General features: G+C 43.8%; 18 protein-coding genes. 1 reads left to right on the forward strand and 17 read right to left on the reverse strand.

Going from position 1 to position 22,934, the window contains the following annotated elements; all coding sequences use genetic code 11:
- Positions 1 to 251 precede the first annotated feature (251 nt).
- The 11 genes from mutM to J7I80_RS16975 form a co-directional block, all read right to left on the reverse strand.
- Positions 252 to 1,082, reverse strand: a complete 831-nt coding sequence (gene mutM / locus J7I80_RS16925; RefSeq protein WP_214739687.1) for a DNA-formamidopyrimidine glycosylase — start codon at positions 1,080 to 1,082, stop codon at positions 252 to 254.
- Between the two features lie 41 nt (positions 1,083 to 1,123).
- The gene (gene polA / locus J7I80_RS16930; protein ID WP_214739689.1) at positions 1,124 to 3,754 is read right to left on the reverse strand and encodes a DNA polymerase I; all 2,631 of its coding nucleotides are present in this window, start codon (positions 3,752 to 3,754) and stop codon (positions 1,124 to 1,126) included.
- A gap of 458 nt (positions 3,755 to 4,212) precedes the next feature.
- Positions 4,213 to 5,142, reverse strand: coding sequence for a protease modulator HflC (hflC, locus tag J7I80_RS16935; protein ID WP_214739912.1), 930 nt, complete (start codon positions 5,140 to 5,142; stop codon positions 4,213 to 4,215).
- A complete protein-coding gene (gene hflK / locus J7I80_RS16940; protein ID WP_214739691.1) occupies positions 5,135 to 6,103 on the reverse strand; it encodes an FtsH protease activity modulator HflK in 969 nt (322 codons plus the stop codon). Before hflK ends, hflC begins: the two co-directional genes overlap by 8 nt.
- A 556-nt stretch (positions 6,104 to 6,659) precedes the next feature.
- A complete protein-coding gene (pnpS, locus tag J7I80_RS16945; protein ID WP_214739693.1) occupies positions 6,660 to 8,426 on the reverse strand; it encodes a two-component system histidine kinase PnpS in 1,767 nt (588 codons plus the stop codon).
- Positions 8,423 to 9,139 (reverse strand): response regulator transcription factor, encoded by a 717-nt coding sequence (locus J7I80_RS16950; protein WP_214739695.1) that lies wholly within the window; start codon positions 9,137 to 9,139, stop codon positions 8,423 to 8,425. Before J7I80_RS16950 ends, pnpS begins: the two co-directional genes overlap by 4 nt.
- Positions 9,140 to 9,458: 319 nt before the next feature.
- Entirely contained in the window at positions 9,459 to 9,935 is a 477-nt protein-coding gene (locus tag J7I80_RS16955; protein WP_214739697.1) for a MaoC/PaaZ C-terminal domain-containing protein, read from the reverse strand.
- 202 nt (positions 9,936 to 10,137) lie between these two features.
- On the reverse strand, positions 10,138 to 11,076 hold the full coding sequence (mdh, locus tag J7I80_RS16960) for a malate dehydrogenase (RefSeq protein WP_214739699.1): 939 nt from the start codon (positions 11,074 to 11,076) through the stop codon (positions 10,138 to 10,140).
- Positions 11,077 to 11,166: 90 nt separating this feature from the next.
- Positions 11,167 to 12,435 (reverse strand): NADP-dependent isocitrate dehydrogenase, encoded by a 1,269-nt coding sequence (gene icd / locus J7I80_RS16965; RefSeq protein WP_214739701.1) that lies wholly within the window; start codon positions 12,433 to 12,435, stop codon positions 11,167 to 11,169.
- 200 nt (positions 12,436 to 12,635) lie between these two features.
- Entirely contained in the window at positions 12,636 to 13,751 is a 1,116-nt protein-coding gene (citZ, locus tag J7I80_RS16970; protein ID WP_214739703.1) for a citrate synthase, read from the reverse strand.
- 372 nt (positions 13,752 to 14,123) lie between these two features.
- Positions 14,124 to 14,582, reverse strand: coding sequence for a DUF441 domain-containing protein (locus J7I80_RS16975; RefSeq protein WP_192471420.1), 459 nt, complete (start codon positions 14,580 to 14,582; stop codon positions 14,124 to 14,126).
- 529 nt (positions 14,583 to 15,111) lie between these two features.
- Between J7I80_RS16975 and ytvI the strand changes: the two genes are divergently transcribed.
- Positions 15,112 to 16,239, forward strand: coding sequence for a sporulation integral membrane protein YtvI (gene ytvI / locus J7I80_RS16980; protein ID WP_214739705.1), 1,128 nt, complete (start codon positions 15,112 to 15,114; stop codon positions 16,237 to 16,239).
- 210 nt (positions 16,240 to 16,449) lie between these two features.
- Here ytvI and J7I80_RS16985 read toward each other — a convergent pair whose 3' ends face one another.
- From J7I80_RS16985 to J7I80_RS17010, 6 genes are all read right to left on the reverse strand, one after another.
- Complete coding sequence (locus J7I80_RS16985) at positions 16,450 to 16,836, reverse strand: FxsA family protein (RefSeq protein WP_214739707.1); 387 nt, start codon at positions 16,834 to 16,836, stop codon at positions 16,450 to 16,452.
- 409 nt (positions 16,837 to 17,245) lie between these two features.
- Positions 17,246 to 19,006, reverse strand: coding sequence for a pyruvate kinase (pyk, locus tag J7I80_RS16990; protein WP_214739710.1), 1,761 nt, complete (start codon positions 19,004 to 19,006; stop codon positions 17,246 to 17,248).
- A gap of 32 nt (positions 19,007 to 19,038) precedes the next feature.
- Positions 19,039 to 19,998: a 6-phosphofructokinase gene (gene pfkA, locus J7I80_RS16995; protein WP_214739711.1), complete on the reverse strand. Its 960-nt coding sequence runs from the start codon at positions 19,996 to 19,998 to the stop codon at positions 19,039 to 19,041.
- A 298-nt stretch (positions 19,999 to 20,296) separates the two neighbouring features.
- Complete coding sequence (gene accA, locus J7I80_RS17000; RefSeq protein ID WP_214739713.1) at positions 20,297 to 21,274, reverse strand: acetyl-CoA carboxylase carboxyl transferase subunit alpha; 978 nt, start codon at positions 21,272 to 21,274, stop codon at positions 20,297 to 20,299.
- A complete protein-coding gene (accD, locus tag J7I80_RS17005) occupies positions 21,259 to 22,137 on the reverse strand; it encodes an acetyl-CoA carboxylase, carboxyltransferase subunit beta (protein ID WP_214739715.1) in 879 nt (292 codons plus the stop codon). The genes accA and accD overlap by 16 nt, the downstream gene beginning before the upstream one ends.
- A 174-nt stretch (positions 22,138 to 22,311) precedes the next feature.
- Positions 22,312 to 22,875, reverse strand: coding sequence for a GntR family transcriptional regulator (locus J7I80_RS17010; RefSeq protein WP_251027834.1), 564 nt, complete (start codon positions 22,873 to 22,875; stop codon positions 22,312 to 22,314).
- Positions 22,876 to 22,934: the final 59 nt, after the last annotated feature.

Here is a 22,934-nt window from a genome sequence, read left to right on the forward strand (position 1 = left end):
CCGACAAGCGTTGGAGGGCCGACCAGTGAAGTCGTTCTTTGACTTCATTGGGCGGACCGAAACGTCTCGAGGGGCTAGGCGCTCGAGCTGGACATAGAAAAGCGCAAGCGCCTCGTTCAGCCCCGACAAGCGTTGGAGGGCAGACCGGTGAAGTCGTTCTTTGACTTCATTGGGCGGACCGAAACGTCTCGAGGGGCTAGGCGCTGGAGCTAGACAAATCTCGAAGTGACATGATATAAATTCTGATATTATTATTTAAGCTTCTGGCACGAGGGACAGTAATGCGTTCCCCGTCCGCCAACGACGGTTTTCTCCAATGGTGTTCCGCAAGTCTTGCACGGTTCACCCTTGCGCCCGTATGCATAAAGCTGAAGCTGGAACATGCCAATCTGTCCTTGTGAGTTCACATAGGAACGGATGGTGCTGCCGCCTTTCTCAACAGCTTCAGACAAAGTGCTGACGATTTCCTTATAAAGCACTGCCTCCTCATCTGGAGTCAGAGAATTAGCAATCCTTTCCGGATGGATTTGCGCCCGGAACAGTGCCTCATCCACATAGATATTCCCGAGGCCAACAAGGATTTTCTGGTCAAGCAAAGCAGGCTTTATTTTTCGATTTGTCCTTTTCAGCTTTTCTGACAGCCATTTCACGGAAAAATCGTCCGAGAATGGCTCTGGACCTAAATCAGCAAGAGGCTGCGTTTCAAACTCTTTCCCTTTTTCATAAAGGTGCATCGTGCCAAATTTCCTGACATCCTTGTAGCGCAATTCTGTTCCATCGGTAAAATGGAAAATGACATGCGTGTGCTTTTCCACAGGTTCATCAGCATTGAACACTCCATATTTCCCTTCCATCCTTAAGTGGGAAACGAGCGCGAAAACTTCCGTGTAAAAGATCAGGAATTTGCCCCTCCGGCCAATCTCTTTTATTGTCTGGCCTTCCAATGCATCCTTAAACTGCTCGACCTCATTCGGGCGCTTAATCATCTTAGGCCAAAAAACGGAGACTTGTTTGATTTCTTTGCCGATCGACAGGACTTCTAACGTCCGTCTGACGGTTTCGACCTCTGGTAGTTCAGGCATTTTTTATCCCGCCTTTCTCTGTAAGTATTCTGATGCAATTCCTATTTTGCGTCATACCACGTCGGGCCGTATGAAAAGTCCACCTTTAACGGTACTTTCAATTCAATGGCATTCTCCATGACATCTGGCACTATTTCTTTCAGCAGTTCGATCTCATCCTCAGGTGCTTCAAAAATCAATTCATCATGTACCTGAAGAAGCAGTCTTGTCTTTACGCCCTCTTCGCGGAGCCTCTCTGCCATATCAATCATTGCCTTTTTAATAATATCTGCGGCACTGCCCTGGATCGGGGTGTTCATAGCCGTCCGTTCCGCAAAGCTTCTCAGGTTGAAGTTGCGGGCGGTAATTTCCGGAATATATCTGCGGCGATGCAATAATGTCTGGACATAGCCCTTGGCCTTTGCATCCTTGATAATCTCGTCCATATACTCCTTCACTCCAGGATAGCTTTCCAGATAGCGGTCAATGAATTCGCCCGCTTCCTTCCTTGTGATATTCAGGCTCTGGGATAATCCATAATCACTGATTCCGTACACAATCCCAAAGTTGACCGCCTTCGCATGCCGGCGCATATTGGAAGTGACTTCATCTTTCCCTACATTGAACACTTCCATCGCCGTCTTCGTATGGATGTCTATATCATTCCGGAAGGCATCGATCAGTTTCTCATCTCCCGCAATGTGGGCGAGGACTCGCAGTTCGATTTGCGAATAGTCAGCCGCGAATATTACCCATCCTTTTTCTGAAGGGACGAATGCCTGCCTGATTTTCCGGCCTTCTTCAAGCCTGATTGGGATGTTCTGCAGGTTAGGGTCTGTTGAGCTTAATCTGCCTGTAGCTGTTAAAGCCTGGTTGAATCTTGTATGGACTTTTTCCGTCTCTTTATTGACGACCTTTTGCAGTCCTTCAATATAGGTAGATTGCAGCTTTCCCAGCTGGCGGTAGTTAAGAATTTCTTCAATGATTCTATGCTTCGGCGCCAATTTTTCAAGGACGTCCGCCGAAGTAGAATAACCGGTCTTCGTCTTTTTCGCAGCAGGCAGTCCCAGTTTTTCAAACAGAATGACACCTAATTGTTTAGGAGAGTTGATGTTGAATTGTTCTCCTGCCATTTCGAAAATCTTTGTCTCAATTTCGGCTAAACGCCCTTTGATTTCTTCGCCCATTTTATCCAGGCGGTCCATATCAAGCTTGACTCCCTGGTATTCCATATCCGCAAGCACAAGTGACAATGGCATTTCAAGGCTGCTGAACAGATCATGCTGGTCGTTGTCCCACAGCTCCTGCTCAAGCTTTTCTTTTAATGACACAAGTACAGCCGCCTTGCGCACAAGATGCTCTCCAAGGACGCTCTCCTCCGGAATTTTTCGTTTAGCACCTTTGCCATAGACAGTATCGTCTGACTGTACGCTCGTGAATCCATGCTGTTTCGCGATTGCCGCAAGGTCGTCCGGCGACTCGGAAGGATTGATGATATAGGATGCCAGTGACACATCGAAGTCAGCACCCTTCAGGTGGATGCCATGATGGCGCAGTGATACCTCAGATCGTTTCGCATCATAAACTGTTTTTTTGCAGGACTCATCCTCGGCCCATTTCTTGAACTCTTCAGACTCCAGGGCAACTTTTACAGGCAGGTAGAAGCTGCCGTTTTCATTTACAACAGCAAAGCCGATGATATCGGCGTAATGGTAGTTATCTTCAAGTACTTCAACATAAAAGCCATTTTCTTTTGCAAAAATATTTTGTTCAATTTTATCCAGCTGCTTGAACTCGATGTCTTCAAGCTCTGCAACATCTGCTTCCGCAACTGCGCCCAGCTTGTCCAGCAGGGAATTGAACCCGAGCTCCTTGAACATTTTCACGAGCTTCTCATTCTCTGCGCCTTCATACTCAAGCTCGCTCAACTCTAGTCCTACAGGGGCTTCACGAGTGATGGTTGCGAGTTCCTTGCTCATGACAGCCTGGTCTCTGAACTCCTCCAGCTTTTCCTTAAGCTTTTTCCCGCTGACTTGTTCAACCGAATTTAAAAGGTTTTCAAGTGTGCCGTATTCCTTCAACAGCTTGATTGCCGTCTTTTCCCCTACACCAGGTACCCCCGGTATATTATCCGATGCATCACCCATGAGACCTTTCATGTCAATGATCTGGCCGGCAGTCAGACCATATTTTTCCTTGATATGCTCAGGTGTATATTCTTCAATATCAGTGATCCCTTTTCTTGTGATACTGACTGTGGTCTTGTCAGAGCTCAGCTGGGTCAAGTCCTTGTCACCTGAAATGACCTTTGTTTCAAAGCCTTCTTTTTCAGCATGCAAACTCAAGGTACCGATAATATCATCAGCTTCATAATTCTCCAGCTCATATTGCGAAATTCCATAGGCCGTCAGCAATTCACGGATAAATGGAAACTGCTCAGAAAGCTCCGGCGGCGTTTTCTGCCTTCCGCCCTTATACTCGCTGAAGGTTTTATGCCTGAAGGTCGTTTTCCCGGCATCAAAAGCAACAAGAATATGCGTGGGCTTCTCATCCTCGAGAATTTTCATCAGCATCATCGTAAAGCCATAAACTGCATTCGTATGTATTCCTTTTTCATTATTCAATAGCGGCAGTGCGAAAAACGCACGGTACGCAATACTGTTGCCATCTATCAACACAAGCTTTTTAGACATGATATTCCTCCTCTTTGTTAAGAAGGCTCTGTTAAACAAGGCTGTTGATTTTCGTTCCAGTCGCTTCGCTTTCCGCGGGGAAGAATTATGAAAAAGCCCAACTGCCGGCTTTTTCAAACATCAAATTCTTCCTTGCAGTCGGGGAACCTCCTCGGCGCTTTACGCTCCTGCGGAGTCTCCCCATGACTTGCTGATCCCGCAGGCCATTGATTTAGCTTCCTCGAACTTACCCACGCACGATGAAAATGCGTTAGCATTTTCGGAGGAGTCTTCGCGCCTTCCACTACAATCAACAGGAGTAAAAACATCATTGACCTTTAACAGAGCCTAAAAGAAAAATCCGGTTCTTGCAAATTTTCGATTGCATGATTTTATATAGAAAAAAGACCGTTAGATTCCTTTCTATTTTATCATGAGAGATGATAGAAAGAAAAATAACGGCCTTTTGGTTGGCTCTATTAATTTGTGTAACCCATCAGCATTCTTGCATACGGTGAATCAGATGGAAGGACAATAACGGTCTCGCCATTGATTGTCTTTTTATAGGATTCCAGTGTTCGGAACATCGTATAGAATTCTGGATCCTTGGAGAAAGTTTGGTTGTAAACTTTAGCAGCTTCCCCTTCCCCTTCACCTCGGATGGTTTCAGCGTCTGCCGATGCCTTTGCCAGAAGCTCTTTCACTTCCCTGTCCGTCTGGGCGATGACTCTGTTTTTCTGGGCATCCCCCATCGAAAGATATTCCTGCGCCTTAGACTCACGCTCAGAGATCATCCTTGTAAAAACAGACATTTCATTTTCTTTTGGCAGGTCGGTCCTCTTCATTCGGACATCTGTCACAACGACCCCATAATTGCCGCCAGCGAGCAGCTCATTGACTTTTTCAGTCACCCTGTCATTCAATGATCCGCGGGATGACTTTTCATCATTGATGATTTCGTCATAGTCCAGCTTACCAAGCTCAGAACGGACAACCGAATAGATGAATTCCTCCATTCTCGATTCCGCACCCTCCAGCGTTCTCGCATTGGAAATCATCTTTTTAGGATCTTCAATTCGCCAGATGGCATAATTGTCGATCAACATTCTCTTTTTATCCTTCGTGTTGATCTCCGCCTGGGAAACATCATATGTCATCTGGTATTTAGGCAGAGTTGTGACACTCTGGATAAACGGGACTTTGTAATTTAAACCAGGTTCATCGATAATCCTGACAACCTCTCCAAATTGCCTTACCACTTTATACTCGCCTTGTTTCACGATGAAAACATTAGTGAAAATGAAGACAAGCAGTGCAATAAGGATGACCAGGAAAATTCCGAATTTGGTATATTTCCGCCAGGAACCACCACTGCGTTCATTTATATCAATCACGTTTTGATCAGCCATTATTCTTTTCACTGCCTTCCTTCTCTGACTTCGATTTATCTGCTTCAAGCGGGCGAATCGGGAAATACTTCAGTGTATTGCCATCATCATTCATGATATAGATTTCCGCACCCGGCAGGACTTGCTCAAGGGTTTCCAAAATTAAACGCTGTCTTGTGATGTCCGGATTGGTTTTGTATTCAACAAGCAGCTTGTTGAATACCGCCACGTCACCTCTAGCCCGTTCAATCCTCGCTGCTTTTTCCCCTTCCGCTCTTGAGATCAGCGCATCCTTTTCCCCTTGCGCTTCGTTCATCTTCTGATTACGGTACTTATTTGCTTCATTGTTTTTCGTGTTCATTGTTTCACGCGCATCCGTAACATCGGTAAAAGCCTTTCGCACTTCTTCATTTGGCAATTCAACATCCTGAAGCTTTACACCTAGGACGGATACACCCATATCATACTTTTCAATCAATGAGGACAATAAGTCACGGACCTCTGCTTCGATTTCAGCTTTACCTGAAGTCAATGCGTCATCGATTAGAGAACTTCCGATAATGCTCCTAACAGACGCTGATGTAGCGTCATATAAGATTTCTCTTGGATTATCTGCATTATACAAATATTTTTCAGGGTCAGTTATTTTCCATTGAACAACCAGGTCAGCAAGGACGATATTTTCGTCACCAGTAATCATTTTTGTTTCATCAGGAAATTCTTTGATTTCCCCATTCTTTTCCTCATAACCAAACTGCAGGCTGAATGTTTCTTTCGATAATTTCTCGACACTCTGTATTGGCCAAGGCAGCTTAAAGTGCAAGCCCGGTTCGCTAATACCTTCCTCCACTTTTCCAAAAGTCAATATGACAGCCTGTTCTGACTCATCGACCGTATACCATGTCGTGAACGCTGAAACACCTAAAATAATGGCCAGGACGACAATCCCGCTCGTCACGTAAATTTGCTTTAAGCTCACCATCTCATTCCCCTCTTCCTATGTTTCTGTCTATGTTTGTTTTTACGTTTAAAAACCGTAAAAGTTTCAAAAGAATGATAACTGAGTAACAGTTTTGAAACAATGGTGTTTTTTGGTTTTGTGAAGGGTTCAAAAACTGGGGGAAAAAGGAAATGAAAAAAGCACAAGCGGGGTTGGCTTGTGCTTCTTTCTCGCTCCTTGGATGAAGGGGTTTTCACTAATGATTGTAGCAAGGAAGTGTTAAGGAAAAATAAACCTGTTGTTAAGGGAATGTAAATTCTATATTAAAGGCTGTTTTCGTAAATTGTTGTTAAAATCCTAAAGCCGATTTTAACGTAATATAAATCTTTTAGTAGGTCGGTATAAAGTTTGCATGCTCTTTTCTCATTATTATAGTTAACTTTGCAAAGAAACATCGTCATTCCATACTTTTTTGCGGAAAACAGCAACAAAGTTTGAGAAAAGAGCTTTTTTAAAAAAGGAAATAGCCCAATTCAGTTTCGAATTGGGCTGGGATGGTATGCTCATTGAATTAACACTCGAGAAAACTAACTTATCTTTATTGAGGCAGCTTCTTAAAAAGCTTGATCGTAAAAGTTGTTCCTTTGCCTATCTGGCTGTCGACTTCGATATGTCCTTTATGAGCTTCAACTATGTGTTTCACAATCGCCAGGCCAAGGCCCGTCCCTCCGGAGTTTCGACTTCTTGCCCTGTCCACTCGGTAAAATCGTTCGAATATCCTCGTTATTTCACTTTTTTCAATCCCTATACCGGAATCCTTGACCACAACAGATACGGAATCTTCCTGGACAGATAAAGAAATTCCAACCCTGCCGCCATTTGGGGTGTAGGTGATGGCATTGCTGACAAGGTTGATCAGCACTTGCTTCAGCCTGTCTGCATCTCCTTCAATAACCGCATTATCGCCCGATTGACCAAGTTTCAGAAGGATATCCTTTTGAGAAGCTTTTCCTTTTAAAATTTCGATGACCTCATTAGCTTCCTTTACAAGATCAACCTTTCCTATTGTCAGTCGGAAGCCTTGCTGCTCGATCTTAGACAGGTCTAGCAATTCCTGGATTAGTAACTGGAGACGGTCACTTTCTTTTAAAATGATTTCAAGGAAAGCTTCCAGCGTATCTTTGTCATTCATCGCTCCATCCAGCAGCGTTTCCGAGAATCCTTTGATCGAGGTGATCGGCGTCTTAAGCTCATGCGAGACATTCGCCACGAAATCCTTCCTTATCTGTTCCAATTTTTTCAGTTCGGTAATGTCATGGAAAACCAGAAGGATTCCCTTCCAGACATTGTTTGTACCGATGATTGGAACTCCGTATACTTCGAAGTGCCGCCTTTCGATTTCCATAGGCAAAACAACTTGTTTCCGTACTTTTTGCTCGGTCATGAAAATCTCTTCAACCATATGGGAGATTTCTTCATGCTCAATAACTTCATAATAAAGCTTGTACAGGTATTCAGCAGGTTCTACATTAAAGATTTCCTTGTATGGCTTATTGACCAAGTTGATAAAGCCTCTGCTGTCTATCAGAATTAAACCGCTGCCCATGTTCTCAATAAGTGTCGTCAGTCTGTCCTGCTGGGATTCCTTTAGCTTCATTAGTTCCTGAAGATTTCTTGCCAGGATATTAATCGATGAACTCAGCATGCCCGTTTCGTCAATGTGATCTTCATAAGTCCTGGCCCGATAATTCCCTTTTGCCAGCTCGATCGCCACATTTGTCGCAGACTCGATTGGTTTCGTATATCGGTTAGTGATTCTTGTACCAAGAAGGATGATCACAATCAACGCCATGCCAAGACTGATGGTCAGAATCCACCAGATTTGCCGGTAAGCTTTCTGCAGTTCATCAATCTTTGTTGTTAAAAATACATACCCCTCTTTTTTACCATCATGGATAAGCGGGTTCCAATAATAATGCAGATCAAAGCCCCCACCCACCTCAAGGTCACTCTGTTCCGACGGTGTGTCTTCCACGATGTCGCCAATTATATCCCTGTGCCGGTTGATTTTAGTGCTTGATAGTTCTCCCGTATCATGTTGGATATCACCCTCAAGATCAACAATCGTAATCCTTGCGTTAAGCAGATCGCTCATCCTTGAAATTTCTTCGTTATCCAGTGAGGCGAGCCCTCCATTTTGCTCGATATTGGAGGTCAGTAGATTAATTTCAATCTTCAGTCGTTCATTAAATGAATTTATATAATAATTTTTGAATAATTGCCCTAAAAGCAGCCCCAGGCCTATCAACACGATGATGATCAAGGTAATGAGGGCAAACAGGAGACGAGTCCGGTACTTAGTCATTCTCCCTTTGGTTCCTCCAGCTTATAACCAAGGCCTCGGATGGTTTTGATATAGGATGGCTTCTTTGTGTTTTGTTCAATTTTTTCACGCAAATGGCTTATATGTACATCGACAATTCTTGTATCCCCTGCAAAGTCATAATTCCAGACAGCACTGAGCAGCTGGTCACGTGTAAGAACCCGGCCTTTATTCTTCGACAGATAGAGAAGCAATTCGAATTCTTTCGGTGTCAGCTCAAGTAATTGTCCCATAAAATAAGCTTCATAGAATTCTGGCATGATTTTAAGCTCGCCAATTCTGATCTGTCCCTCGTCCTCCTGCTTTTCTTCCACTGGTTCATGCTGTGTCTGTGTCCTCCGGAGAATCGCCTTTACCCTCGCTACAACCTCACGCGGACTGAATGGTTTGGTCATGTAATCATCAGCGCCTAACTCCAGGCCAAGCACCTTATCAAACTCATCATCCTTTGCCGTAAGCATTAAAATCGGCACATTGATTCTCATCTGTCTGAGCTGTTTGCATACTTCCATACCATCCAGCTTCGGGAGCATCAGATCCAAAATCATTAAATCCGGCTTCTCATCTGCTGCCAGGCGGATCCCTTCCTCACCGTCCATTCCAGTTACCACTGAATAGCCAGCCTGCTCGAGATTGTATTTCAGCAGTGTCACAATCGATTGTTCATCATCCACAACCAAGACCTTCTTGTTCATATGAGCCTCCAAAAAAGTTATTACCCCTGTTTCATCCAGGCTCTTTTCTCAAACTTTGCTGCTAGTGACTACAAAATTTAATTGAATGACCAATGTTTCACTACAAATTTAAAGTTTTTCATGAGAAAAGAGCTTGCAAACTTAATACCGACCTACAAATTGTCTTTTAATCACGTTAAAATCGGCTTTAGGATTTTAACAACAATCTTACGAAAACAGCCTTCATCCAATAGCTCTATTTACATTATAATATCAATCCAACAGGTAAAATCAAATTTAAAACTAAAAGAGATGCACAAATATTGTGCATCCCAAAAGTTTAAAAGTTTTCTAGTGCTTTACCATCCATACGCTGGACGGGGTATGGAGGACAGACGAGCAGTTTCCCCTTTACAACTGTCTCATCCTCTTCATTTTTTCCGATAATCGTAATCTCAACATTATGCTTGCTTTTGATCACTTCAGTTACTTCAAAAAAGAATTGGACTGTTCCATAATGGTAAACTGGCTTAACATACTCAATATCCTGTTTCAGAATATGGCTTCCTGGTCCTGGCAGATACTTTGAAACAGCCGAAGTGATGATTCCATTCAGCATGATTGCTGGAACTATAGGCTTTTCATATGGTGTCTGTGACGCATAATCATGCTGGATATATAAAGGATTCGCATCATTCGTCAATCCCAGATACAACAGGAGATCTTTGTCCTCGATTTTTTCTGTTAAAGTCAATTTTTCTCCGACAGTGATTTCTTCTATTTTCCTGCCAAGCTTACGTTTTCTTCCAAGCAGCATAGCATTTACCCCTTTGCAATAGAAGTTCTGATCCCAAGTTCATATACTTTATAAACTGTGTAAAAAAATCGGGGAATATTCCCCGATTTTTTTTGCTGTGTTAGGTAGGCTGTTGATTTCCGTTCCAGGCGCTTCAATCAACAGGACAAAATAATAACAATTAAACTTTAACACAGCCTATTTACTAGTAATCTTTTATCGATTAAGCAAGTACTGCCATGACGTTGCGGACAGCTTCTGCAGACTTATCAAGCGCTGCTTTTTCTTCTGCAGTCAATTCAAGCTCGATTACTTTCTCGATACCTCCTGCTCCAAGGATTGTTGGAACACCAAGGTAGATGCCTTCGTATCCATACTCTCCTTCTAGATAGGCAATAGAAGGCAATACACGTCGCTGATCTTTCAAGATTGCTTCGCACATTTCAACCAAAGAAGCCGCTGGCGCATAGTAAGCGCTGCCATTCCCAAGAAGGTTGACGATTTCGCCGCCGCCTTTGCGGGTGCGTTCAACGATAGCATCCAGGCGATCTTTTGGAATAAGTGTTTCAAGAGGAATGCCTCCTGCATATGAATAACGCACAAGTGGAACCATGTCATCGCCATGGCCTCCAAGAACGAAACCTGTTACGTCCTTAACTGACAGGTTTAATTCCTGGGCAACAAAAGTACGAAAACGGGCAGTATCCAATACTCCCGATTGGCCGATTACGCGATTTTTAGGAAAGCCCGACTCTTTGAAAATAGTGTATGTCATCGCATCGACCGGATTAGTCAATACAACGATGAAACTTTCAGGAGAGTGCTTGGCGATTTCCTGGGCTACACTTTTCATGATTTTTTGGTTCGTCTGGACTAGGTCATCACGGCTCATGCCAGGTTTGCGTGCAATACCAGCTGTTACAACAACGATGTCTGAGCCTTTCGTATCTTCATAGCTGGAAGTACCGGTAATGTTAGCGTCAAAACCCTGGACTGGGCTCGCTTCAAGCATATCAAGCGCTTTACCCTTTGTAGGGTTTTCCATTTGCGGGATATCGACTAATACTACATCCCCTAGTTCCTTCTGTGCTAGCAAGAATGCTGTTGTTGCTCCTGTGAATCCTCCACCAATGACTGAAATCTTTTTGCGTTTCAATGACATAAGGCTTCCTCCTCAGAACGAATATATTTTTAAAAATATATGTTATTTATGTAAAGGCTATCCTTATAAAGGATAGCCTTCCGCACATTTTTAGCCCATGTTCTTGATCAGTTCATCACCGAACTCAGAAGTCTTGACTTCTGTAGCGCCATCCATCAAACGAGCAAAGTCATATGTTACAACCTTTGAAGCAATTGACTTCTCCATAGACTTGACGATCAGGTTCGCTGCTTCAGTCCAGCCAAGGTGCTCAAGCAGAAGTACGCCTGAAAGGATAACTGAAGATGGGTTAACTTTATCTAAACCAGCATATTTAGGAGCAGTACCATGAGTAGCTTCGAAAATAGCGTGGCCAGTTTCATAGTTGATGTTCGCTCCAGGAGCGATACCGATACCGCCTACCTGTGCTGCAAGTGCATCAGAAATGTAGTCTCCGTTAAGGTTCATTGTTGCAACAACATCGAACTCTTTCGGACGTGTAAGGATCTGCTGAAGGAAGATATCTGCAATCGCATCTTTAACGATGATCTTGCCAGCAGCCTCTGCGTCAGATTGAGCTTTATTCGCTGCATCTGTACCCTGTTCATCTTTAATCTTGTCATACTGAGCCCAAGTGAATACCTTATCCCCGAATTCCTTTTCAGCAAGTTCATAACCCCAGTTTTTGAACGCGCCTTCTGTGAATTTCATGATATTGCCTTTATGTACAAGCGTTACTGATTTACGGCCTTCAGTGATGGCGTAATTGATCGCTGAACGTACAAGGCGCTCTGTTCCTTCTTTGGAAACAGGCTTGATACCAAGACCTGAAGTTTCAGGGAAACGGATTTTGTTTACACCCATTTCATTTTGCAGGAATTCAAGAAGTTTCTTAGCTTCATCAGATCCGCTTGCATACTCGATACCAGCATAGATATCTTCAGTGTTTTCACGGAAAATAACCATGTCAGTGTCTTGCGGGCGTTTTACCGGAGAAGGAACACCTTCGAACCAGCGGACAGGACGCAGGCATACGAATAGATCCAATTCCTGGCGCAATGCAACGTTAAGGGAACGGATTCCGCCGCCGATAGGTGTTGTTAAAGGTCCTTTAATCGCGATTAAGTACTCATTGATTAACTCTAAAGTTTCGCTTGGCAGCCACTCACCAGTCTGGTTGAATGCCTTTTCTCCAGCAAAAACTTCTTTCCAGACAATTTTGCGCTCACCCTTGTATGCTTTTTCAACAGCAGCATCAAGAACGCGGACAGAAGCTGCCCAGATGTCAGGACCTGTACCGTCACCTTCGATAAAAGGAACGATTGGATTGTTTGGTACGTTTAATACTCCATCTTTAACTGTGATTTTTTCACCTTGCATGTTATTCTCTCCCTCCAAAATCCTCATTCATTAACAGAATCAAAGGTTAGCAGGCTAAGTTGCCACTAACCTTGCACACGGAAATATCAGGCACCCTTTTCACCTATTAAGGAGCTGAAAAGGGTGCTTGAATTTCCTTACTCTCCTATTACAGCAATTTTTCACTAAAAAGTAAAATATTGCTCCTCTATCTCTTTAAATTATCTCATTTCAATAGCAACATATTCCTGTTTGCCAGGGCCTGTATAATCAGCACGAGGGCGGATCAGTCGGTTATTGTCATACTGCTCAAGGATATGCGCAAGCCATCCAGATACACGGCTTACAGCAAAGATTGGCGTAAACAGGTCATGATCGATGCCAAGGCTGTGGTATACAGATGCCGAGTAGAAGTCAACATTCGGCGGAAGGTTCTTCTCGCCTGTCACGATTTCTTCAATCTTTGTGGACATTTCGTACCAGTGAGGTTCACCAGTCAGTCCAGTCAGCCTCTTGGACATTTCTCTCAAATGCTTCGCACGCGGATCGCCCAGACGATATACGCGGTGTCCAAAGCCCATGATTTTTTCCTTGTTCGCAAGCTTTCCACGGATTGCCGGCTCTACATTATCAAGAGTGCCGATTTCTGTCAGCATCTTCATAACTGCCTCATTTGCTCCTCCGTGAAGAGGTCCTTTCAATGCACCGATCGCTGCTGTGACTCCAGAATACACATCAGACAGAGTCGCAACACATACACGGGCTGTGAATGTTGAAGCATTAAGTTCATGGTCAGCATGAAGGACTAATGCCTTGTTCATTGCTTCTACTGCTATTTCATCAGGCTCTTCCCCAGTCAGCATGTATAGGAAGTTAGCCGCGAAATTAAGGTCTTCTCTTGGCGCGATAGGCTCAAGACCCTTTCTTACTCTTGCGAAAGCAGTAACGATAGCCGGCATCTTAGCCTGCAGGCGGATCGCCTTGCGATAATTAGATTCTTTTTCCATCACATCAGCTTCATCATCGTACAATCCTAAAAGAGATACAGCTGAGCGAACTGCAGCCATCGGATGGACTTTGTCAATCGGGTACATCTTGAAATGTTCCAGTACTTCTTTTGGCAAAGCTGCATTCTCTGCAAGCTGCTTCTTCAATTCGTCCAATTCTGCCGCTGTAGGAAGCTTGCGGTGCCATAATAAGTAAATCACTTCTTCGAAACTAGCATTTTCTGCTAGATCGTCAATGTCATAGCCTACATAAGTCAGCGTGTCATCGATAATAGAGCTGATAGAAGATGTTGTTGCCACTACCCCTTCAAGACCACGTGTTACTGTCATACTCAATCTCTCCTTTGTAGTTAATTTCCCCATATCCCATTTTGTCTGTATGTTGGATTGCTGTTAAAAACAGCGATATCAGAAAATAGAAATTTCTGACACTTTATACGAAAAGCCGGACCATTCGCCGGCGACAGACCGATTTCAGCCGAAATGCCATTATATGATGCTATGGGTATCGAGCGCTTGCTCAGGCAACCGGCAAAAAGAAAATGCTTACATTTTGTTAAATAAAAAAACCGTGGATTCTCACTCCATCCCCAGGCCTATGTAGAGGGATGGAAGCAGTTACAAGTCCTATTATAAACAATTATCTGACATTTGTGAATGAAAACAACTTAAATCAATATAAAATATTATTTTACAAAAAGGCTATTTAAAGAATTCAAAGATTTTCATAGCTGCAAATGCGATACCTGCACCAATCAAAGGGCCTACTGCTACTCCTTTGAATAATGAAACGGCCAAAATTGTTCCCAGTACAAGTGCAGTTGTTATATGGGGATCTTCAGCCAGCAAGGTGACCCCGCCTTTTGCAAGCAGAGCAACTGCCATTCCTGAAATCAGAGCGATCCATGCATAAGGTGACTTGAAAGCACCGCCTAAATCTTTGAAGCCGATATCACCACTGGCGATTGGTGCCAGGACAGCAATAGTGATTACCGTTACACCCCAGTTAATACCCTTTCCCTGCAGCAGCGAAAATGTCTTGGCTTCAAATCCGGCAATCTTCATCACAATCAGGACCAGCACCGCAAAGATTAGTGATTGGTTTTTCGCCAGAAAAGCGATCGCCAATAAAGTTAGTAAAAAAAGCATAGGCTCTAGCATAATTTTGTCATCCTTCCACGGTTAAAACTATTGTAACATAATTAAAAATATTACACCAAACAAGTAGGGTTTAGATTAATGCACCTGCTGATTATACGCCTCAGGTGTTTGTTTAAATTCGATTTTTTTTATATGGGCGGTTTCCGTAAACTTTGCAGCTTTCGCAATCCATGTTATGACTCTTTTACGCATTTAAGTTCGGAAGTCTCCTCTAAAAGAGCCAAGCTGCTTTTAACAATGAGGATGCAGGATCTTTACGAAAAGCTACCTTAATAAAGTAAATTTAATTATTCATAATTCCTTTTTCATTGGCGATAAGGATGCCAGGATTTCATTAGAAAACAAGATCCAATCCTGAATCAGGTCATAAACGGGATATTTTAGACTTTAAAGGATTTTTAAAAAATAAATCGAATCTTTTAAAAAGGAAAGCCGTATATTTTAGGTAATTTTCAGGACTGGCTTCAAAATTTTAAGATATGCAAAAAGTACCGGCAACCAGTTGGCCATTCCAAAAGGAGGAACCTGTTTGAATCCCGTATACCTTTATAGAACATTGCGTTTCATTTTTGTCATCGGTGCCGTTGTGGCCGGCGCGTTTGCACTTTTTTTCATTTCCAAGGTAACTTATCCATTCATCATCGGCTTCCTGATTGCCTTTATGATGAATCCGCTCGTCAATTTCTTCCAGACACAGGCAAAAATGCCAAGAGCCCTGGCAGTATTCATTTCCCTTTTGCTGATAATGCTGTTGTTCGCAGGATTGGTCACATTGCTTGTGGTGGAAATTGCTTCGGGTGCAGAATACCTTGCGAAAGTAGTCCCTGAACATCTGATTACCCTGATTGATTATATTGAACATTTATTTGCCGCTCAACTCATACCCATTTACAACCAGCTAACCGGTATGTTCCAAAGCCTTGAGTCAGGCCAGCAGGATACCATAATGGATAATATCCAGAATGTGGGCGCCACCATCGGAACAACGGCTGGGAATTTTATCAAGGACTTTTTTGAAAAAATCCCTAACATTCTGTCATGGTTCCCGAACGCAGCAACTGTCCTCATTTTCTCGCTGCTGGGTACTTTCTTTATAAGTAAGGACTGGTATAGATTATCATCAATGGGCACTAAGCTTTTGCCTAATCGCGCAAGGACAAGCAGCAAGACTGTTTTTGACGATTTAAAAAAAGCCTTATTCGGATTTGTCAGGGCTCAGGCAACATTGGTTTCAATCACTACCGTCATCATTCTGATTGGTTTGCTGATCCTTCGTATCGATTATGCCATCACGATTGCTCTGGTTACCGGTATAGTCGATATCATTCCCTATCTCGGTACAGGTGCGGTTTTCGTCCCGTGGATTATCTATGAGGCGATTGCCGGCGAGATGAGTACAGCAATCGGGTTAGGTATTTTGTATGTTGTTGTATTGGTCCAGAGACAGATAATGGAGCCGAAAATTCTTTCATCAAGCATAGGCCTAGATCCGCTGGCGACCTTGATCGCTCTGTTCGTCGGCTTCAAGACCATCGGCTTCCTTGGACTCATCGTCGGTCCAGTCATCCTGGTGATTTTCAATACCCTTCAGCGCGCGAATGTATTCCAGGATATTTGGACATTCATCAAGGGCAAAGACGAAATTATTGTTAAATAAGGCTATCGTCAGTCTGAATGATGCGACCTGAAATCAAACGCTTATACTAAAAAACGCCAACCGATAGGGGTTGGCGTTTTTCTATTTGTCTAGCTTCAGCGCCTACCCCTCGAGTCACTTCGGTCCGCCCAATGAAGTCAAAGAAACGACTTCACTGAGCGGCCCTCCAGTGCTTGTCTGGGCTGACCAAGGCGCTTGCGCTTTTCTAAGTTAACGAATGACTTTGATCGTACCTTTATCTATCCAGTTACGGAATAATTTCAGCATTAATGCCTTGAAAAACTTCCTGGTCGGTGGTGCCAGTAGTAAAAATCCGAGAGTGTCAGTAATGAAGCCCGGAGTAAGAAGAAGGGTACCGCCGACGAGAATGCTCACCCCATCCAGGATGACATCTCCGGGCATCATGCCTCTGCTTAACTGGTCCTGAGTTCTTCTTATCGTTTCCAAACCCTGCTGCTTCGCCAAAAAAGCCCCGAGGAAACCTGTAAGGACGATGAGCAGAATCGTCGGCCATATGCCGATTGTTTGACCTGAAAGAAGCAGGATCCCTATCTCAGCAGCCGGAACAATAACTAAAAATAAAAAAATATATTTCATTCTCCACCTCAATGTTTTGGAATAGCGTGTCCTTCTATTATACGTGCCGGGATGGCGAGAATACAATAATATGATTGCTGGAGATTTGTAATGAGAAGAACGAGTGAAGATATAAAGCATGACTGAACCTGGATTGCTCGAATTCGGACATCGAGCATGTTTACACGCTGCATTGTTTGAACTTGATTCTACTTTTGACAGCTTTTCATCGTTTTCTGTGAAACCTGTCTGAACTTAATGTGTCATCTACAGCCTTGAGCCGAACACAACCCGTTGTGGTAACTTCGAAGGGACATTTCAGGCATGATCAGATTCGGTTTTGTCTGCCCATAAGGTGCCTTCATTAATCCTCATAAATAAAGCGTGAAATCAAAGTTGATTTCACGCTAAATTTGGAACTTATCTTAGATTATAAAACGCTGGCATGTCCTTTGTAGATGACACCTCTTGCAGAGTCAACGGTAATTTCCTGGCCATCTTTAAATAGTTGCATGGCGTTTTCTACGCCAACGATGACTGGGATTCCAAGATTTAATCCGACTACTGCTGCGTGGCTTGTCAAGCCGCCTTCTTGCGTGATCAAGGCGCTGCACTTCTCAAGTGCCGGCACCATTTCACGGTCTGAACCGATTGTTACCAGGATGCTGCCTTGCTTTACCTTGCTGATCGCTTCTTGTGCATCCTTCGCGACAACTACTCTTCCGTATGCAGATTTACGTCCGATACCTTGAGCTTTTGCAAGGATATCGCCTACCACATGAATCTTCATCAGGTTCGTTGTGCCTGCTTCTCCAACCGGGACTCCTGCAGTGATGACGACGAGGTCACCGTGGGAAACAAGGCCGCTGTTCACACTTTCTTCTACTGCGATTGCGAGCATTTCGTCTGTTGTTTCTGCTTTCTGGCCGAGTTGTGGATAAACTCCCCATACAAGAGCCAGGCGGCGAAGAACATGGTCATTCGAAGTCGCTGCAATGATTGGAGCCTTCGGGCGGTATTTGGAGATCATACGTGCTGTATGGCCGCTTTCAGTCGGCGTGATGATTGCATTGACTTCAAGATTCAACGCTGTATGTGCAACCGATTGTCCGATAGCATCCGTGATATTGTGCTCTGTGTCTTTGCTGCGAGCTGATAATAGCTCTTTATGATCAAGCGCTTGTTCTGCACGTGATGCGATGTTATGCATTGTCTGTACAGCTTCAACTGGATATTGTCCTGCAGCTGTTTCGCCGGAAAGCATGATGGCATCTGTACCGTCAAAGATCGCGTTTGCTACGTCACTTGCTTCCGCGCGTGTAGGACGAGGGTTGCGCTGCATAGAATCAAGCATCTGTGTTGCTGTGATAACAGGCTTTCCAAGTGTGTTGCACTTCTTGATCAGTTCTTTTTGCACAAGTGGTACTTCTTCAGCCGGGATTTCAACACCAAGGTCTCCACGGGCAACCATCAGGCCATCAGAAACTTCAAGAATTTCATTGATGTTGTCGACGCCTTCCTGGTTTTCAATTTTCGGGATGATTTGGATATGAGTTCCGTTGTTTTCCTCAAGAAGCTGGCGGATTTCCAACACGTCTGTCGCGCGGCGAACAAAAGATGCTGCGATAAAATCTACGCCTTGCTCGATACCGAAAAGAATATCCTTTGCGTCTTTTTCCGTGATTCCTGGCAAGTTAACAGATACACCAGGGACATTGACGCCTTTTTTATTCTTAAGTGTTCCGCTGTTGAGAACTCTGGTTTTAATTTCATTGCTGGACTTGTCGATGCTGATGACTTCCAGCCCGATCAATCCGTCATCAAGGAGAACCTTCGCCCCTGGATGTACATCATCAATCAACTGGTCATAAGTTACAGAAAACTTTTCTGCAGTACCTAGAACTTCTGTCATTGAAACGATGCACTCCTGGCCAGTCGTCAGCTCGATCGCTCCGTTTTCCATATCGTTCGTACGGATTTCCGGGCCTTTTGTATCAAGAAGAATACCAACATTTTTCCCTGTTTTACTTGCAGCTTCTCTGATATTCTTGATACGTGCTGCGTGTTCCTCGTGATTTCCGTGTGAAAAATTAAGACGGGAAACATTCATACCTGCTTCAATCAATTGAACCAATTTGTCTACACTTTCACTAGCGGGACCAATTGTACAAACAATTTTAGTTTTGCGCATAGCTTGCAACCTCCTGGTTTACTGTAAAGAGATTAAATAGAAAGCTCTTTCGATAATTTATATAAGTTCAAGTCAACAGTATGTTCTTTTGCCAAAGCTTCAATGATATCGTAATCAACTAGCTGATTATTTTCCATTCCGACAGCACGTCCGCCTTTACCTTCCAATAAAAGCTCTACTGCCCGTGCTCCCAGCCTGCTTGCCAGTACACGGTCGAATGCTGTAGGCGTTCCGCCGCGCTGAACATGGCCAAGGACTGTTACGCGTGTGTCAAAGTCAGTCTCTTCCTGCAGTTGCTTCGCGAAATCATATCCGTTCATGACACCTTCAGCTACAACAATGATACTGTGTTTTTTTCCGCGTTCATGCCCTTTTTTAAGGCGGTTAGATATATCCTTCATATCATGCGGATCCTCAGGAATCAGGATTGTTTCCGCACCGCCTGCCAGACCAGCCCATAATGCTAAATCTCCAGCATTGCGTCCCATCACTTCGACAACAAACGTTCTTTCATGCGAAGAAGCAGTATCGCGGATTTTATCGATTGCATCGATGACAGTGTTAAGCGCTGTATCAAATCCGATTGTGAATTCAGTTCCTGGGATATCATTGTCGATGGTTCCAGGCACACCTACACAAGGGAATCCCTGCTCCGTCAACGCCTTCGCCCCTCTGTAAGAACCGTCTCCGCCAATAACGACTAGTCCGTCAATACCAAGCTTGTTTAACTGCTCGATTCCTTTTTGCTGGCCTTCTTTTGTCTTGAATTCTTCACTTCTTGCGGAATAAAGGAAAGTTCCGCCACGATGGATGATATCACCAACAGATCCAAGTTCCAGCTTTTTAATATTTCCACTCATCAAGCCAGCGTAACCGCCATATACACCATAAACCTCTACATCATGGTAGATGGCTTTTCTAACAACCGCACGTACGGCAGCATTCATGCCAGGCGAATCCCCGCCGCTCGTTAAAACACCAATTCTTTTCATCTTTTCACCTCATTCAGTATGTACTGTACCAAAAACTAATCACTGTAGTATCCTGTTATTAGCTTATCTTATTATGAACAGAATACCCGGGAATATTTCTAAAATACCACGTAGAATACCGTATCTCAACTGAATCCTCAATATTGACAATAAGACGGAATTATCACGTAATTGCAAGCGCTTCAATAGGGTTTTTAGCCCAGCTGCCTCCGCATTGTTGACTGATTTTAGGTACTTATCCGAGTTGTCAAGCTTTAATTTTATAAAATAAAAAATAAAACGTGCAGATTGGCACGTTTTATTTTACCCCTATAAATTCAGTTGGAAACGAAAACTCTCCAATTCGTTTGTATTTTTCATAGCGCTGGCTCAGCAGTGTTTCCTCATCCAGCACAAGCAATTCGGACATCGAATCTTTTAAAACTTTATCCATATACTTCGCCTGCTGCTTCAGATCTTTATGTGCTCCGCCTTTTACTTCGGGAATGATTTCATCAATGATCCCAAGCCCCTTCAGATCCGGAGCTGTAATCTTCATCGTTTCGGCGGCTTTTTTCGCCAATGAAGAATCCTTCCAGAGAATGGCCGCTGCGCCTTCAGGTGAAATAACGGAGTAGGTCGAGTTTTCCAGCATGTGAATATAATTACCGACTCCAAGAGCCAGTGCTCCGCCGCTTCCGCCTTCGCCGATGACAACACAGATTACCGGAACCGTAAGTCCAGCCATCTCGAATAGATTTCGGGCAATCGCTTCACTTTGCCCGCGCTCTTCTGCGGCTTTTCCGGGATAAGCTCCCTTCGTATCGATGAAGCAGATGATTGGGCGCCTGAATTTTTCAGCTTGCTTCATCAAACGGAGAGCTTTTCTGTATCCTTCTGGATGTGGCATGCCAAAATTCCTGCGGATATTTTCCTTTGTATCCTTACCGCGCTGATGGCCAATGACTGTCACCGGATAGCCATGGAACTTCGCAATACCGCCAACGATAGCTTCATCATCTCCAAATGTCCTGTCACCATGACATTCGAAGAAATCGGTAAATAACAAAGAAATATATTCAAGTGTAGTAGGACGGCTCGGGTGACGGGCAATCTGCACCCTGTCCCATGGTTTCATGTTTTCGTAAATTTCCGATTCGAGCTTTTGGAGCCTCGCTTCAAGTTTATCTATTTCAGAAGTGAGATCGACATCCGCTGTCTTGGTAAATTCCTTTAGCTCGCTGATTTTTTTTCTTAGTTCCAACACCGGTTTCTCAAATTCTAGTTCTCCTGCCATTCGAATGTCCCTCCTGGCTGATGGATTTCAAGTATTCCCGCAATTTTCTCCTTCAGTTCTGTCCTCGGAATCACGGCATCTAGCTGACCATGCTTAAGCAAGAATTCCGACGTCTGGAAGTCTTCTGGAAGTTCTTCGCGGATTGTTTGTTCAATGATTCTTCGTCCTGCGAATCCGATCAAAGCTCCTGGTTCTGCAAGATTGTAATCCCCCAATGAGGCAAAGCTCGCGGAAACTCCTCCTGTTGTTGGGTGAGTCATGATCGAGATGATTAACCCGCCATTATCACTGAACCTTTTCAATGCTACGCTTGTTTTGGCCATTTGCATCAAGCTGAGGACACCTTCTTGCATCCTTGCTCCGCCCGATGCGGTAAAAATGATGAATGGAATGGATAATTCATCAGCTTTTTCAATAGCCCTCGTAATCTTTTCGCCTACGACGGAACCCATGCTTCCCATCCTGAAAGTCGCATCCATAATCGCAATCGCGACATCACAGCCATTCACACTGCCTACCCCGGTTACTACCGCTTCATTTAATCCTGTTTTTTCCCTGTCCTTTTCGAGCTTTTCCTCATATTCAGGGAAGCCCAATGGATTGCCTGAGACCATCTCGCGGTCCAGCTCGCGGAAGCTTCCTGCATCAAGGAAGCTATCAATCCGTTCTGCTGAATTCATCTGATGATGGTAACCGCATTGGAAACACACCTTACAATTTTTATTCAGTTCTTTTGTATACATGATTTTCTTGCAGTTCGGGCATTTCGTCATGATTCCTTCAGGAACATCCTGCTTCGCTGCTTCAGAAGGAATTGTCGCGTACTTTTTCTTTTTCGTTTTCGTAAAAAGCTCCTTAAGCAAGTTAAAACCCCCTCCGAATAATACTAGTTGTTTTGTAATATCCTAAATTTAGGAACAAAGCACTAAGTGGCCAGACCGCTATTTCAAAAAAGAAAGAGAGGCTGCCCTCCAGGCATCATAGGCATGTCCACAAGTATATAACATCCTTTCATCAAAGGATGTTACTTCCTGTCGTCATTCTGTCGACATTTTCCGCAGCTTGCGATACCTTTCCAGGATCAGATCTCCTCTTTTTGTCTCAAGTGAGTCTGCCAGTTTGTGATAATCTTCTTTTTCAGCATGTGATACTTTCAGCTGAAGTGCATTATAATAGTCATTCAGTATATACCAGATTCGATAAAAAAGATGATTGTCGGCAAGTTCGGCAATTTTCCTGAAAAATTCCTCGTCCTCAAAATTATGGTCATCTATCCAGACCTTTAATCTTCTGATTTCGTCTTCCTGTATCTTTTCAGCTGCCAGGTATAGACAATCGACCTCAATCATATTTTTTGTTTCGACAACATCATCTTTTGCTTTTTCATCCTGCAGGATAAAGGTGCTTAATAATTGGACAAGCTGGTTGCCGCGGAAGTCCCTGATGAATGTCCCTTCTCCCCTTCTCGTCTCAATCAAGCCGAGAAGCTCTAGGGCACGCAATGCCTCGCGAACGGAGGAGCGCCCGGCATTCAGGCGCTCTGAAAGTTCACGTTCGGATGGAATTTTATCCCCTGGCTTTAAGCCGTCTTTATTAATCATTTCCCTTAGCTGCCTGACGATTTCCACATATACCTTTGTGCTTTTTTCAGGCTGTGCCA

The organism is Bacillus sp. ISL-41 (assembly GCF_018613235.1).
Lineage (GTDB): Bacteria > Bacillota > Bacilli > Bacillales > Cytobacillaceae > Mesobacillus.

Bases quoted from the DNA above. Each gene is read 5' to 3' on its own strand.
- mutM (WP_214739687.1), bottom strand. From the start codon at position 1,082: ATGCCTGAACTACCAGAGGTCGAAACCGTCAGACGGACGTTAGAAGTC.
- polA (WP_214739689.1), bottom strand. From the start codon at position 3,754: ATGTCTAAAAAGCTTGTGTTGATAGATGGCAACAGTATTGCGTACCGT.
- hflC (WP_214739912.1), bottom strand. From the start codon at position 5,142: ATGGCTGATCAAAACGTGATTGATATAAATGAACGCAGTGGTGGTTCC.
- hflK (WP_214739691.1), bottom strand. From the start codon at position 6,103: ATGGTGAGCTTAAAGCAAATTTACGTGACGAGCGGGATTGTCGTCCTG.
- pnpS (WP_214739693.1), bottom strand. From the start codon at position 8,426: ATGACTAAGTACCGGACTCGTCTCCTGTTTGCCCTCATTACCTTGATC.
- J7I80_RS16950 (WP_214739695.1), bottom strand. From the start codon at position 9,139: ATGAACAAGAAGGTCTTGGTTGTGGATGATGAACAATCGATTGTGACA.
- J7I80_RS16955 (WP_214739697.1), bottom strand. From the start codon at position 9,935: ATGCTGCTTGGAAGAAAACGTAAGCTTGGCAGGAAAATAGAAGAAATC.
- mdh (WP_214739699.1), bottom strand. From the start codon at position 11,076: ATGTCATTGAAACGCAAAAAGATTTCAGTCATTGGTGGAGGATTCACA.
- icd (WP_214739701.1), bottom strand. From the start codon at position 12,435: ATGCAAGGTGAAAAAATCACAGTTAAAGATGGAGTATTAAACGTACCA.
- citZ (WP_214739703.1), bottom strand. From the start codon at position 13,751: ATGACAGTAACACGTGGTCTTGAAGGGGTAGTGGCAACAACATCTTCT.
- J7I80_RS16975 (WP_192471420.1), bottom strand. From the start codon at position 14,582: ATGCTAGAGCCTATGCTTTTTTTACTAACTTTATTGGCGATCGCTTTT.
- J7I80_RS16985 (WP_214739707.1), bottom strand. From the start codon at position 16,836: ATGAAATATATTTTTTTATTTTTAGTTATTGTTCCGGCTGCTGAGATA.
- pyk (WP_214739710.1), bottom strand. From the start codon at position 19,006: ATGCGCAAAACTAAAATTGTTTGTACAATTGGTCCCGCTAGTGAAAGT.
- pfkA (WP_214739711.1), bottom strand. From the start codon at position 19,998: ATGAAAAGAATTGGTGTTTTAACGAGCGGCGGGGATTCGCCTGGCATG.
- accA (WP_214739713.1), bottom strand. From the start codon at position 21,274: ATGGCAGGAGAACTAGAATTTGAGAAACCGGTGTTGGAACTAAGAAAA.
- J7I80_RS17010 (WP_251027834.1), bottom strand. From the start codon at position 22,875: ATGATTAATAAAGACGGCTTAAAGCCAGGGGATAAAATTCCATCCGAA.